This is a genomic window from Comamonas piscis (assembly GCF_014109725.1).
GTDB classification, from domain to species: Bacteria; Pseudomonadota; Gammaproteobacteria; order Burkholderiales; family Burkholderiaceae_C; genus Comamonas; species Comamonas piscis.
In genome coordinates this window covers 2,412,463-2,425,988 of the sequence record NZ_CP058554.1, presented here as the reverse complement: position 1 = coordinate 2,425,988, position 13,526 = coordinate 2,412,463, and the positions used below count along the sequence as shown (strand labels likewise).

Here is a 13,526-nt window from a genome sequence, read left to right as displayed (position 1 = left end):
GGGTCAGGCTCCAAAGATATCGCGTGCAATCACGTTTTTTTGTACTTCGCTGGTACCACCGGCCAGGGTGCGTGAGCGGTAGAAAAGGTAGGTGTGGATCAGCTCGCGCTTGAGCTCCACATCGGCGGGGCTGTCCTCGGGCAGGCTCGGAATCAGGCGCGCCGCGTAGTCGGGGCTCATGTCAAAGGCGATGCCGATGATCTGCTGGGCCAGGTCGGAGCAGAACAGCTTGAGCGCCGAGGATTTGGACGAGGCCAGGGTGCCCTGCATCTCTTCGTCGATGGCGCTGATCAGCATCTCCTTGGCGCCAGCCACGGCCGCCTGCGCCAGGAACAAGCGCTCCAGCAGCATGTGCTGGCTGGCGCCTTGTTGCGTACGGCCGCGCTCGCGCAGCGGCTGCTCGATCTGCTCCAGCAGGCGCACCAGGCGCGGCACGGTGGCGGGCGACAGGCGCTCACGGTCAAGCAGGAACTTGGCGCAGGCCCAGCCGCCACCCTCCTCGCCAATCAGGTTGGCAACGGGCACGCGCACATCGCGCAAGAACACCTCGTTGACATGGTGCCAGTGGTCAATCGTCGGGATGGGGCGCACCTCGATGCCGGGCGCATCCATCGGCACCAACAGCAGGGAGATGCCGGCCTGCTTCTTGCCCTCTTTGGAGGTGCGCACGAGGGTGTACATCATGTCCGCCTCCTGCGCATGGGAGGTCCAGATCTTCTGGCCGTTGATGACATAGTCGTCGCCATCGCGCACCGCTGCCGTGCGCAGCGAGGCCAGGTCGGAGCCGGCGCCGGGCTCGGAGTAGCCCTGGCACCACCATTCGCTGCCGTCCACAATGCGCGGCAGGTAGCGCTCCTTTTGCGCGGGCGTGCCAAAGTGCATGATCACCGGGCCGATATGGCCGATGCCATGGTGGTAGAGCGGCGGGCAGTCTTCCTGCGCCATCACTTCTTCAAACAGGTAGCGCTGCTGCATGTCCCAGCCGGTGCCGCCCCACTCGATCGGCCAGTTGGGGGCGCTCCAGCCCTTGCGCTGCAGGATCTTGGCCCACTCGCTCATCTCGGCGCGGCCCAGCTTCTCGTTGGCGCGGACCTTGGCTTTCAGCGCGGGCGGGCAGTGCTGCTGCGCAAAGTCGCGCAGGGTTTGTCGAAAGTCGGCATAGGGATCGGTGGTTGCTGTCATGTTTCCGGGTTCAAGGTCAAATCAAACGACAAAGGGCGGGCAAGGGCTGGTCGCCCTCTGCCCTCATTCCTGGGTAATGTGCTTTTCTCGGATCACGGCGGCCCAGCGCGGGCGCTGTGCATCCAGGTAGGCCGTGAAGTCTTCGGGGCCCAGCAGATGCAGCTCGCCGCCGGGGCGGGTGACGCCATCGGCCACGCTGGGCACTTCCACCACCGCGCGCAGATCGCGGTAGATGCGCTGCTGCAGTGCGGCGGGCACCTTGGCCGGCATGAAGAAGCCAAAGAAGCTGCTGCAGCTATAGGGCTTGAGCTCGGGCGCGGAAGACTGGGAGAACGGGGTCAGCGGCAGTGCGCTGCGCACGGGTTTGTCACTGGCAACGCCCAGCACCTTCATGCGGCCGGCCTGTACATAGCTGACCGAGCTGGGCGCATCCAGCAAGGCCGCCACCTCGCCGCCCATCAAGGCATTCAAGGCCGGGGCATTGCCCCGGTACGGCGCGTGGATAATGTGCGCGCCAACGGCCGAGGCCAGCATCTCGGCACAGATATGCGGGCTGGAGCCCACGCCCGACGAGGCAAAGGCCACCTTGCCATCGTTGGCGCGCATATAGCTGGCGAACTCGGCCAGGTTGTTGGCGGGCACTTGCTTGCCGACATAGAGCACGCTGGGCGACTCGGACACCATCATCAGCGGCTTGAGGTCCTGCGGGTCATAGGGCAGGCGGGGCATCATCAGCGGGTTGGTCAAGTAGCCCAGGCTGCTCAGCAGCAGGGTGTGGCCATCGGCGGGGGCCCGGGCAACCAAGGCGGTTCCAATGGTGGTGCCGCCGCCGGGGCGGTTGTCGATCACCACGGGCTTGCCCCATTTCTCGGCCAGCACCGGTGCAATGGCGCGGGCCACCTGGTCGGTAAAACCGCCGGCCGCATAGGGCACGACGATGGTGACCTGCTTGTCAGGGAACTCCGCCGCCTGCACCACGGCCCCGGCCCAGGCGCCGATGAGCACGCCCCAGCTGGCGGCCCGCTTGAATTTTTGAGAGATAGACACGGCAGGTCTCCATCACAAAATACGTTGTTGCTAGGGGCTGGCCCGTTGCGGCCTAGCCTGCGGCAGTGGCCTGGGGCAAGCGGCGCTGCGCCGCCTGGTCCTGCCAGGCCTGTTGGGGCAGCGAGGCCATCATGGTGTGCGCCAGTCCGCCATCCACCACCAGCTCAGCGCCGTTGATGTAGGCGGCCGCATCGCTCAGCAAAAAGCTGACGGCGCCCGCTATATCACCCGGCTCACCAATGCGGCGCAGCGGCACGCGCTGCTCGCGGTGGGCCTTGGCGGCCGGATCGGCATAGGCCAGCGCGGTACCGGGCGTGGCGATCAAGCCGGGCGAGAGCGCATTGATGCGCACACCCAGCGGCCCCCACTCGGTCGCCAACTGGCGCACCAGCATCAGCGCGGCTGCCTTGCTGGCGCTGTAGGCGCCCAGCGGCGGCGTGGCATGGCTGGCCGATACCGAGGTGATGACCACGATGCTGCCGCCACTGGCGCGCAGCGGTGCCAGGGCCGCCTGGGCCAGCAGCAAGGGCGCCCGCGCATTGAGCGCAAAGGTCCGGTCCCAGTCGGCCACCGGGTAATCGCTCAAGGCGCCGGGAAAGGCCGCGCCCGCATTGCTGACCAGGCCATCGAGCCCGCCCCAGTGCTGCACGGCAGCGGCCACCGCCTGGGCGGCAAAGTCCAGCCCCGACAGATCACCCGCCAGCACCTGGACCTGGGCGCCCAAGTCTTGCAGCTCAGCGGCCAGCACATCCAGCTCGGCGGCATGCTGGTCCAGCAGGGTCAGCTGCGCCCTACCGCCCTGGTCCTGGGCGTCTTGGGCCAGGCGCAGCGCAATGGCGCGGCCAATGCCGCGTGCGGCACCGGTGACGAGAATGCCGCCCATCACTGCCCCTTGAGCAGGTCGCAGACGCTTTCGGAGGCCGGGCGCCAGGCGTCTTCAGGCGCGATGGTGCCAATGATCTTGTAGTAGTCGAACTTGGCCTTGGACTCTGCCGGCGTCTTGACCTGCACCGCATAGAGCGGGCGCAGCACCTGGCCATCGGCCCGCACCTTGACCTGCTTGGAGAAGAAGTCGTTGACCGGCAGATCGCGGATCTTGGCCGCCACGGCCTTGCCCTCGTCGGTGCCAGCGGCCTGCACCGCCTGCAGGTAGTGCATGGTGGCGCTGTAAGCACCGGCCATCAGGTAAGTGGGTGCACCATTGCTGTAGCGCGCCATGAAGCGCTTGGACCAGGCCCGGGTCTCGTCGTTTTGGTCCCAGTAGAAGGGCAGCGCCAGCTGCAGGCCCTGGGCCACATCCAGGCCCATGGCGGAGACGCTGTTGATCGTCATGCCAAACACGGCGACCTTCTGCCCACCCCGCGCAATGCGGTACTCGGCCGCTTGCTTGAGGGCGTTGGACAGGTCCAGCCCGGCGTTGATGATGACAATCGCCTCGGCACCGCTGGCCTGCGCCTGCAGCAGGTACGACGAGAAATCGGCCGTACCCAGCGGATGGCGCGTGACCCCGGTCACCTTGCCGCCGCCCTCTTTGATAAAGCGCGTGGCCTCGTCCAGGTAGGCCTGGCCAAAGGCATAGTCCACCGCGATGAAGTAGAAGCTCTTGACGCCCTGCTTCATCAGCGCCTTCACCCCTGCCTTGGGCATGGCGTAGGAGTCGGCGACAAAGTTGAAATTCATCGGCGAGCAGGCCTTGTTGGTCAGGTCGGCCGTTGTGGTGCCTGCGATCAGGTAGGGCTTGCTGCGCTCCTTCATCAGCTGGGCCACCGTCAGCGCGATCGACGAGGCGGAGTTGCCGACGATCGTGTCGAACTTCTCCACATCCAGCCAGCGGCGGGTGATGCTCAAGCCGATGTCGGGCTTGTTCTGGTCATCCGCTACCACCACCTCGATGGGCTTGCCCAGCACCTTGCCACCAAAGTCCTCGACCGCCATCTTGACGGCCAGCGCATGGCCGGGACCGCCGTTGCCCGAGTAAGGGCCCGTCTGGTCCCCCATCACACCGATGCGGACCACGTCATCACTGACCTGGGCCCAGGAAGCGGACGGTGCGGCCATGGCCGCCAATAACGACAAAAGCAATGCATGCGGGCGAAAAGATTTCACGTTGTCTCCTTGATCAGCTCTTTTTTTGCGATGAACCCTGTCTTTGGCCGGTCGTCCAGATCTTGGTGTTGGATTACATACCTGCCGACAGGTAAATAGTACAAACAAAAGCCTGAATAGCTTTCAGTGCTAACCCTTGGTCGCTGGGAGCTGTGTGTTTTTGCCCCTGGTGGATGGGGCTTGGGAGGCCGATGCACAGGCGGTGCTGGCTGGCGTCAAAGGCCTGAGCAACTGCAGAAGGCGCCCTGCTCCAGACGTCCATTGCGCATGCCCAAGCAGGCATGGGCCAAAAAGAAAACGCCTCGGCTTTGGACAAGCAGAGGCGCAAACGCGCTTATTAGGCGCCGTTGGGGGAGGCAGTGGCAAGCATCGCCTGGCGCGACGGCTTGCCGATTCTCAAAATAATTGCCGCAAGCGCCCCATTACTTAGCGCTTGTGGCAGGACGCAATCAAGACGCCAGGGCTCGCATCTCCGCGATCAGATCGGACTTGCCTTCAAAGCCAATGCCCGGCAGCGCTGGCAGGGTGACATAGCCGTTGTCGACCTTTACGCCATCGGGGAAGCCGCCATAGGGCTGGAACAGGTCCGGGTAGCTCTCGTTGCCACCCAGGCCCAGGCCGGCAGCGATGGCCAGCGACATCTGGTGGCCGCCGTGGGGAATGCAGCGGCTGGGGGACCAGCCGTATTCCTTGAGCATGTCCAAGGTGCGCAGGTATTCCACCAGGCCGTAGCTCAGCGCGCAGTCAAACTGCAGCCAGTCGCGGTCCTTGTGCATGCCGCCGTGGCGGATCAGGTTGCGGGCATCCTGCATGGAGAACAGGTTCTCTCCCGTGGCCATGGGGCCCTTGTAGACCTCGCCGAGCTTGGCCTGCAGTTCATAGTCCAGCGGGTCACCGGCCTCTTCGTACCAGAACAGCGGGTACTGCGACAGCGCCTTGCCATAGTCGATGGCGGTCTGCAGGTCAAAGCGGCCATTGGCATCCACCGCCAATTGCTGGCCAGGGCCCAGGATTTTCAGCACCGATTCAATGCGCTCGCAGTCCTCGGCCAGGGTGGCGCCGCCAATCTTCATCTTGACCACCGAGTATCCACGCGCCAAGTAGCTTTCCATTTCCTTCTTCAAACCATCCAGGCCCTTGCCGGGGTAGTAGTAGCCACCGGCGGCATAGACAAACACGCGCGGGTTGGGCGTGCCATTGCCATAGCGTTCGGCCAGCAGCTGGAACAAGGGCTTGCCGGCGATCTTGGCCGTAGCATCCCAGACAGCCATGTCGATGGTGCCGACGGCCACCGAGCGCTCGCCATGGCCGCCGGGCTTTTCATTGATCATCATGCGCGCCCAGACTTTGTGCGGGTCCAGGTTTTCGCCGGTCTCGTCCAGCAGGCTGCCAGGCTCGGCCTCCAGCACGCGGGGGATAAAGCGGTCGCGCATCAGCGCGCCCTGCCCGTAGCGGCCGTTGGAGTTGAAGCCGTAGCCAATGACAGGCTTGCCATCGCGGATCACATCGGTAACCACGGCCACCAGGCTCAAGGTCATCTTGGAGAAGTCGATGTAGGCGTTGCGGATGTCCGACTTGATGGGACGGGTGGATTCGAGGATGTTGACGATCTTCATGGTGGTCATCGGTTGTGAAAATGGTGGATGAAATATCAGCGGGCCAGGGACGAGCCACCACAGATGGCGATGTCCTGCCCGGTAATGGCGGCAGCCGCCGGAGACAAAAGAAAGCCCACCAGGGCGGCAATCTCGGCCGGCTCGATCAAGCGGCCAATGGGTGGCAGGCGCGGCGCACTGCCAGCGCGGGCGGGGTCGTTCAACATGCCAGTCGCCGTGGCTGCGGGCGAGACGACATTCACCGTCACGCCCAGCCCAGCCACCTCGGCCGCCCAGCTGCGCGCCAGTGCAATCAAGGCCGCCTTGGTGGCCGCGTACTGGCCGCGCCCTGCCATGCCCTGCGCCACCCGGCTGCCAATAAACACCACCCGGCCCTGGCCGCGCTGCGCCATGCCGGGCACGATGGCATCGGCCAGGCGCGTAGCGGCATCCACATGCAGGCGCCACATCAGCGCGCCGCCGTCATGGTCAAGCTGGCCCAGCGCGCCCACGCGCAGCACGCCAGCGGCATGCACCAGCGCATCCACCGCAGGCAGGTCGGCAGCAGCGCGGGCAATGGCGGCACCATCGGCCAGATCCACCGGCACATGCGCAAAGCTGCCATGCACGATGGATGCCTGCGCCACATCGAGCCCCGTGACGCGCCAGCCCGCCGCCAGCAGCGCCTGGGCAATGGCGCAGCCGATGCCACTGCTGGCACCGGTCACGACCACATGGCCGGCATCATTCCGCACGGATGCCGCCTTCGGTCACGATCTTCTGCGCGCGGTCCATCTCGCTGCGCTGGAACTTGGCAAAGTCGTCCACGCTGCCGGGGGTCGTCAGCAGGCCCTGCTCCTTGAGCTTGGGGCCCATCTCGGCCAGGGCCTTGTTGACCTCGGCGTTCAGGCGCTGCACCAGTGCAGGTGGCGTCTTGGCCGGTGCCCACAAGCCATACCAGCTGTAGAACTCATAGCCTGGAATGGTCTCGGCCACGGTGGGTACATCCGGCAAATTGGGTACACGCTGGGCCGAGGTAACGGCCACCACACGCAGCATGCCGCCCTTGTGGTACTGGAGCGAGCCAAGGATCGGGTCAATAAAGCCGTCGATCTGCCCGCCGATCAGATCCTGGAATGCCGGCGCCGTGCCCTTGTACGGAACGATCAGGTAATCCAGCCCACCCGCGCGCTTGAGCAGCTCGGTAGACAGATGGCCGGCCGAGCCAATGGAGCCCACCGCAAAGGTCATCTTGCCGGGGTTGGCCTTGCCGTAGGCGATGAGCGACTTGATATCGGTCACCGGCAGGTTCTTGTTGATGGCCACCGACAGCGGGGCCTTGGCCACCAGCGCAATCGGCGCAAAATCCTGCGTGACGTTATAGGGCACGGACTTGAGCGTCATCGGCGCTGTGACGTGGGTGGACGCGCTGAACAGCAAGGTGTAGCCGTCGGCGGGGGCCCGTGCCACTGTCTCGCCGCCGATCACGCCGCTGGCGCCGGGCTTGTTCTCGATCACTACCGGCTGGCCCATCTGCTCGGACAGCTTTTGCCCCAGCATGCGGCCCACCACATCCAGGGTGCCGCCTGGTGGGAAGGGGATCACTACACGGATCGCCTTGTTCGGGTAGGTTTGCGCAAAGCCGCTGGTGGCCAGGGCCAACGCGGCCGCGCCAATGGCGGTGCGTAGCGCGGTGCGGATGAATTGTTGGCGTTGCATGGTGTCTTGTCTCCTGTCGATTTTTTTGGGACCCCAGGGGCAGAGAACTGTTAGTGCGCTGCCCCAGTTCAACGCTTGCCTAGCGCTTGAGCAGCCCTGCTTGCTTGACGGCAGCGCGCAGTGCCTCCACTTCCTTCGCATTCGGCGCTTCGGTCGGTGGGCGCACCGTCGCGTCGTCAATCACGCCAGCCAGGTACATGCCACCCTTCATGCGGGCATGGGCCTCGCCGGTGGGTTCGCCGCCGCCGTACACGGCATCCTTGAGCGGGGTGATGATGGCCTGCACCTCCATGGCTTTTTTCAGGTCGCCGGCCTTCACGGCGTTCCACAGGTCGATGATGAGTTGCGGAATAAACGTCGCAAAGCCCACTAACGCGCCGTCCACGCCCTGCACCATCGAGGCCAGCAGGTACTCGTCGTGGCAGGTCAGGATGGCCTTGGAGGCATCGGCCTCGCGGATCGCCTGGATGTCGCGGGCGTATTTGTTCATGTCGCGCTGGCCCACCTTGAAGGCCTGCAGATAAGGCAACTTGGCCAGATCGGCCAGCAGTTGCGACGAGTAGGAAGCACGCGTCCAAGCCGGGTAGACGTGGCAGACCAAGTCAGCATTCGGGGCAGCTTGGTGGATGGCATCGAAGTACTGCAGCGCATGGCCGGAGGTGAAACCAAAGCGCAGCCAGTGGTGTGGGGGCATGACATCCAGCGCCACGGCACCGGCTTCCACCGCAGCGCGGGCATGTTCGGCCGCATCGGCCAGGCCTTCGCAAACGATGGACGAGATCACCGGCATGCGGCCCTTGAGCTCGTCAGCCACAATGCGCGTCACCTCAACGCGCTCGGCTGGCGTCAGCGAGAACACCTCGCCAGTATGGCCATTGGTCATGATCGCGACCACGCCATCGTGGCCGGCTAGCCAGGATGCGAGCTTGCGCAGTGCGGGTTCGTCAATGCGGTGGTCCGGGGTGAAAGGGCAAGAGATGGCAGGAATAATTCCACGATAATTCGCGATGGCAGGCATGTTTTTGTCTCCGTTAGGGGTGCTGGTGGTCAACGGTGTTCATCATTTCCTACCGGGTCCCTGCTGTCCAATACCCGAAACGCATACAACTATCTACGAGCCAGGCAGGCTCCAAGGAGACCCATGGGACCCGGCAACCGCCCGCTCGATCTGGAGTGGCTCGAAGACTTCATGGCACTGGCCGATACCGGCAACTTCTCGCGCGCAGCCGAGGCCCGCGCGATTGCCCAGCCGGCCTTCAGCCGCCATATCCGTTCGCTGGAAGACTGGGTCGGCGTGGAGCTGTTTGACCGCAGCGCCCACCCAGCCGCGCTCACCCCCGCCGGCCAGCGCTTTCTGCCACTGCTGCAAAACGTGCTGGCCAACCTGGAGGCCGCCCGCATCAAGGCCCGTGCCGCGCACGACACAGCGGCCGCCAGCCTGCGCTTTGCCGCCACCCATGTGCTGTCGCTCACTTTCTTTCCGCGCTGGCTGGTGGGCATGGAAGCGCAGCTGCGCATGGGCCCGATCCAGACGATGAGCGACAGCTCACTCGCCTGCGAAGACCTGATGCTGCAGCGGCGCGTGCAGTTTGTGCTGTGCCACGGCCACGCCGCCGTGCCCGGCCGCCTGGACGAAGGCCAGTACCCCGTGCTGCGCCTGTCCGATGACCTGCTGCGGCCAGTCAGCGCCGCCGCACCCGATGCACCCGGCCAGCCGCTGCACCGCATCGGCCAGTACAGCCCTGTCCCGGTCCTTGCCTACAGCGAAGCCTCCGGCCTGGGCCGCATCATGCGATCGCGCATGCGCGGCATGTTTGCCGACGGTGGCGACGCCGTGCACGCCCCCCAGCCCGGCATGGAACATGGCGTCGCCGTCGTATTTACCGCCCACCACGCTGCCTTACTCAAAACCATGGCCCTGGAAGGCCGAGGCGTCGCCTGGCTGCCCCACAGCCTCATCACCGAAGAGTTGCGCAGCGGCAGCCTGGTACCCGCTGGCGACGACAGCTGGAACGTGCCGGTGGAGATCCGCCTGTACCGACAGCGGTCGGAGATGGCGCCGGCGGCGGAAGCTTTGTGGGCGCTGGTGCAGGGGCAGCAGGTGGGAAGTGCCGGCAATGTGCCAGATCAGTGAGCTAGGCTACGTGCGCGGACCATCGCAACCGCCTGGCCAAACTTTTTGCAATTCATAGCGAGCGCATATGTTTCCTGAGATTGTCGACACCCCCATCCAAACGCCCCGCCTGAGCTTGCGCCTTGCCGGCCCCGGCGATGGCCAAGCCGTTTATGCAGCGGTGGTAGAAAGCCTGGACAGCCTGCGCGCCTGGCCCACCTCGCTCCCCTGGGCGCTGTATGAGCCGTCCGCATCCGCCTCCGAAGACTTCTGCCTGGCCAGCATGCGTGATCGCGAACAAGGCACGGGCCTGGCATTTCTGGTGTGGGACCACGAGCAGCGATTAATCGGCAGCGTGGGACTGCACACGATCCGCTGGGACATTCCCAGCATGGAAATTGGCTTTTGGATGCGCAGTGGTGCGCACAAAAATGGATTTGCGAAGGAGGCGGTTACGGCCGTTCTGCATTTGGCATTTGCGCAATTGAAAGCGCGGAGAGTGTTTGCGCGCACCGATGAAGATAACGCTGGCAGCCGTGCGACCTGCGCCAGCGCGGGGATGCTGTTGGAGGGGGTGATGAGGAATGAACGCATCACCCCGTCGGGGCAGTTGAAGAATGGTTGTGTGTATGCCGCTACACGGTAGAGATGTCGATGTCGTCGCTTCTCCTTCGCATTGACCCCAGGCTTCTGAAGAACCCTGATCTCGACCTCCGCACTCAACTCGTCGACAGACTTAGTGAACGATCAAACGGATACATCACTGAGGACGGTTATGACTATGAAGACGACACTGATGCCATGCTCATTTTTCTGTGCACAGGCGGCCTTCCCACAGCGTCTCATCTGGTTGTCCATGTGCTGGAACATGAGGAAATTTTAGGAAACTGCTTGGCCGGCGCAAGCACTCTGGGGCTGTCTACAACTGAAGATGCAGAAATTGCCTCCGACTATCTCGTTATTTATCCCCGGGACAAAGCCGGATGTCCCATGGGTTAGGTCTGCAGCCCAGCGCTTGCAAGCACTGTAGACCGCGCAGCAACCCACCATTAGGCTTCTGACTTTTGGGTTCCGTCGACGCTGCGCCAGTTTCTTGCTGTCTCCGTTGTGATTGCCATGCCTACGTTGCTTTTGACAGTGATCAAATATGCATATTAAGAAAATATGTTTAAAATAATAATATTTATTTTTGCAACATTGCCAGTCGACTTAAGCCATAGCAACGCCAATCAAATAAGCTTGAACATGATGTATGATGCTTGCTTAAAACCTAGCCTGGGTTATCCATCTCAATACTTGGAAAATAAATCAAAATTTATCAATCGGCATTGACAAAAGCATTATTAAATCATCAGATAGGATTTTTGATTGAGCAAAGAAATCATTCCACCACTTGTCACCCCGTACAAACGAAAAATAAAATTCTTTAATGTGGCAATAGTTGCGCTGACCCCTTGCCTCTTGATACCAAGCGTTCTATCCAATCTACTGAACATCAGTGAAATAGTTTTCGAAATCGGGGTAGCGGTTGCCAGCCTCTCACTCTTGGTAGCAGCATGTCTAATGCTTCGATGCCCAGCATGCCGCCTCAGCTTGGTCTGGCATGGCGTAGCCAATAAGCCAATCAACAAATGGGTGAATTGGCTTCTTAATATTCAAAACTGCCCGAGATGCAACTACAGCGAAAAGCCACAAAAACATGATCAAAAGAACATGAACTGAGCGCACTAGGCAAATAACAAAATTTCCAATCTAAGCGATCAGCACTAAGTTGATGACAGCCTCCGAGTTTTTGACTATTGTTGTTTGGATATTGGCACCACCGTGGCTAGTGGGAGCCACATTGTTATGGCGCGTCAAATCAGGAATATGGCTTCAAATTGCGTTTTTGCTGTTCACGCTATCGATTGCCACTGCAGCATTCATCTTTGCGCCAGCCTGGATAAGCCGCTCACTGGGAATACATGATGTCACCGTATTTGGGAGGACGCTGGTGTTCTCTCCGCTCGGGTGGGTGTCAGTGATGTTGGCGTGGCCGCTGGCCGCACTTTTGGCGAAAACGCCAGGATCAAAGCCGTCCATCCAGCCATAGTGGAAAGTCTGCTCCGACAGCAAGCGTTTACGAAGCCGTTACAATCGCGGCTCTCTCCTCCCCAGCAACAGATCCGCCCTGGCGGTCTCAGCCAAGCCAGGAGTTCTCTTCTTGTCTTCCGGCTGAGGTGTGTCCGTGCCCGAGCGCTACTACAGAGAACTGCTGCGGTATTTCACACGCAGCGCAGGTGACCGCGACGTCGCCGCCGACTTGGTGCAAAGCGCCTATACCCGTATCTATGCGATGCAGCGTTCTGGTGGAACGGTGCTGGATGCGCGCGCCCTGCTCTACAAGTCGGCGCGCAATCTGGCAGCCAGCGGTGCAACGCGCAGGCTGGCCGAACAGCGCGTGCTGGATGCGCTGAGCCTGGTCGCACCGACCAGCGCGCCCTCGGCAGAAAGCACGGCCATGGCCCGTGAGCAGCTGAACCTGTTTTTGCAGCGGCTCGAAGCCATGCCGCGCAAACGCCGCGATGTGTTCATCCTTGTACGCATCTACGGCTACAGCTACCGGGAAGCCGGCGAGTACCTGGGCATGACCGAAACCAATATTGAAAGGCATGTCATGCGCGGCATTCTGGATTGCGCAGCGTATGCGCCGTCGTGCGCCTGAGCACGCAAGCACGGCAAGACCATGGCATCTTCTGAACCCCCTCGCAAACTCGTAGAAGCAGCCTTGCTGCTGGTGGGCCGCGTCCACAAGGGCAATAGCGATGCAGCGCTGGCGGCCGAGCAGGAACTGGCGGCGCACTGGCGCACAGGTTCGCCCGAATGCCAGGCCGCGCTGGAGACCGCCGAGCGGCTGTGGGCCAGCACTGATGGCAGCCATCTGCAAGCCAATGTGCCGCCCCCTTCGCGCCAGGACCCACGGCGCGCGCGGCGCAATACCTTGGGGCTGCTGGGCCTGGGCGGCTTGACGGCGGTGCTTTGGGGCGGTGGCCGCTGGGCCTGGCAGCAGCCAGTTTTTGAACAAGAGTTGCAGACCACGCATGCGCAGCAGCGCGACCTCAGCCTGCCTGATGGCTCGGAACTCAGCCTCGCGCCGAACACCCACACGCGCATCGCCATCTACCGCGATCGCCGCGAGGTACAGCTGCTGCGCGGTGAAATGCGCTTCCGCGTGGCACCGGACTCCGACCGCCCCTTCAGCGTGACCACCGAATGGGGGGCCGTGCGCGTGCTGGGCACCGTGTTCAGCGTCAGCGTGCGAGAGCAGCAAATGCGCGTGGCCGTGGCAGAAGGCCGGGTTGCGGTGTGGCCTGCCGAGCACCCCGGCACTTCGGTTGACATGAGCGCAGCGCCTCCCGTCACGCTGACGGCAGGCGACGCGATTGCCGCCGACCAGCGCGGCCTGGGGCCGCGCTTGCAGGTGCCTGCCGACAGCGTGGGCGCTTGGCGCAGCGGCTGGCTGGTGTTCCACAACACGCCGCTGGACCAGGTGCTGGACCAATGGAACGACTACCTGGCACGCCCGCTGCGGCTGGGCAGCCATCCGCATCTGCGGCAATTGCGGCTGTCGGGGAGCTTCCCATTGCGCCAGCCCCAGGCCTTTTTGACGGGCCTGCCGGACATGCTGCCGGTGCGCGTGCTGCGCAATGGCGCTGGTGATGTGAGCGTGGAGCTGCGCTGACGGCACCCTCGCGCAGCGCCTGTTTAACGCCGGTTGGGGCCGG

At 63.1% G+C, this 13,526-nt stretch carries 14 protein-coding genes; 5 read left to right on the top strand and 9 right to left on the bottom strand.

From position 1 onward, the window contains the following. Window positions 1-3: 3 nt before the first annotated feature. From HS961_RS10825 to HS961_RS10790, 8 genes are all read right to left on the bottom strand, one after another. Window positions 4-1,182, bottom strand: coding sequence for an acyl-CoA dehydrogenase family protein (locus HS961_RS10825; RefSeq protein ID WP_182327811.1), 1,179 nt, complete (start codon window positions 1,180-1,182; stop codon window positions 4-6). Between the two features lie 63 nt (window positions 1,183-1,245). Next, a complete protein-coding gene (locus HS961_RS10820) occupies window positions 1,246-2,229 on the bottom strand; it encodes a Bug family tripartite tricarboxylate transporter substrate binding protein (protein WP_182327809.1) in 984 nt (327 codons plus the stop codon). A 52-nt stretch (window positions 2,230-2,281) separates the two neighbouring features. After that, window positions 2,282-3,112: an SDR family NAD(P)-dependent oxidoreductase gene (locus tag HS961_RS10815; RefSeq protein ID WP_182327807.1), complete on the bottom strand. Its 831-nt coding sequence runs from the start codon at window positions 3,110-3,112 to the stop codon at window positions 2,282-2,284. Then, window positions 3,112-4,335 (bottom strand): ABC transporter substrate-binding protein, encoded by a 1,224-nt coding sequence (locus HS961_RS10810; RefSeq protein WP_238347890.1) that lies wholly within the window; start codon window positions 4,333-4,335, stop codon window positions 3,112-3,114. Before HS961_RS10810 ends, HS961_RS10815 begins: the two co-directional genes overlap by 1 nt. Before the next feature lie 449 nt (window positions 4,336-4,784). After that, window positions 4,785-5,951, bottom strand: coding sequence for a mandelate racemase/muconate lactonizing enzyme family protein (locus HS961_RS10805; RefSeq protein ID WP_182328223.1), 1,167 nt, complete (start codon window positions 5,949-5,951; stop codon window positions 4,785-4,787). Window positions 5,952-5,986: 35 nt separating this feature from the next. Beyond that, window positions 5,987-6,685, bottom strand: coding sequence for an SDR family NAD(P)-dependent oxidoreductase (locus tag HS961_RS10800; RefSeq protein ID WP_182327805.1), 699 nt, complete (start codon window positions 6,683-6,685; stop codon window positions 5,987-5,989). After that, a complete protein-coding gene (locus HS961_RS10795; protein ID WP_182327803.1) occupies window positions 6,675-7,649 on the bottom strand; it encodes a Bug family tripartite tricarboxylate transporter substrate binding protein in 975 nt (324 codons plus the stop codon). Before HS961_RS10795 ends, HS961_RS10800 begins: the two co-directional genes overlap by 11 nt. Window positions 7,650-7,728: 79 nt before the next feature. Next, on the bottom strand, window positions 7,729-8,667 hold the full coding sequence (locus HS961_RS10790; protein WP_182327801.1) for a dihydrodipicolinate synthase family protein: 939 nt from the start codon (window positions 8,665-8,667) through the stop codon (window positions 7,729-7,731). Window positions 8,668-8,790: 123 nt separating this feature from the next. On the opposite strand from HS961_RS10790, the gene HS961_RS10785 reads away from it, so the two are divergent. The 3 genes from HS961_RS10785 (at window position 8,791) to HS961_RS10775 (ending at window position 10,761) form a co-directional block, all read left to right on the top strand. Next, on the top strand, window positions 8,791-9,783 hold the full coding sequence (locus tag HS961_RS10785) for a LysR family transcriptional regulator (protein ID WP_182327799.1): 993 nt from the start codon (window positions 8,791-8,793) through the stop codon (window positions 9,781-9,783). A 115-nt stretch (window positions 9,784-9,898) separates the two neighbouring features. After that, on the top strand, window positions 9,899-10,408 hold the full coding sequence (locus HS961_RS10780) for a GNAT family N-acetyltransferase (protein ID WP_182327797.1): 510 nt from the start codon (window positions 9,899-9,901) through the stop codon (window positions 10,406-10,408). A gap of 8 nt (window positions 10,409-10,416) precedes the next feature. After that, window positions 10,417-10,761, top strand: coding sequence for a hypothetical protein (locus HS961_RS10775; protein WP_182327795.1), 345 nt, complete (start codon window positions 10,417-10,419; stop codon window positions 10,759-10,761). Window positions 10,762-11,637: 876 nt separating this feature from the next. Here HS961_RS10775 and HS961_RS10770 read toward each other — a convergent pair. After that, a complete protein-coding gene (locus HS961_RS10770) occupies window positions 11,638-11,844 on the bottom strand; it encodes a hypothetical protein (protein WP_182327793.1) in 207 nt (68 codons plus the stop codon). 145 nt (window positions 11,845-11,989) lie between these two features. Here HS961_RS10770 and HS961_RS10765 point away from each other — a divergent pair, with 145 nt between their 5' ends. Continuing rightward, a complete protein-coding gene (locus tag HS961_RS10765) occupies window positions 11,990-12,466 on the top strand; it encodes an RNA polymerase sigma factor (protein WP_182327791.1) in 477 nt (158 codons plus the stop codon). A gap of 21 nt (window positions 12,467-12,487) precedes the next feature. After that, entirely contained in the window at window positions 12,488-13,483 is a 996-nt protein-coding gene (locus HS961_RS10760; RefSeq protein WP_182327789.1) for a FecR family protein, read from the top strand. The last annotated feature ends 43 nt before the right edge of the window (window positions 13,484-13,526 follow it).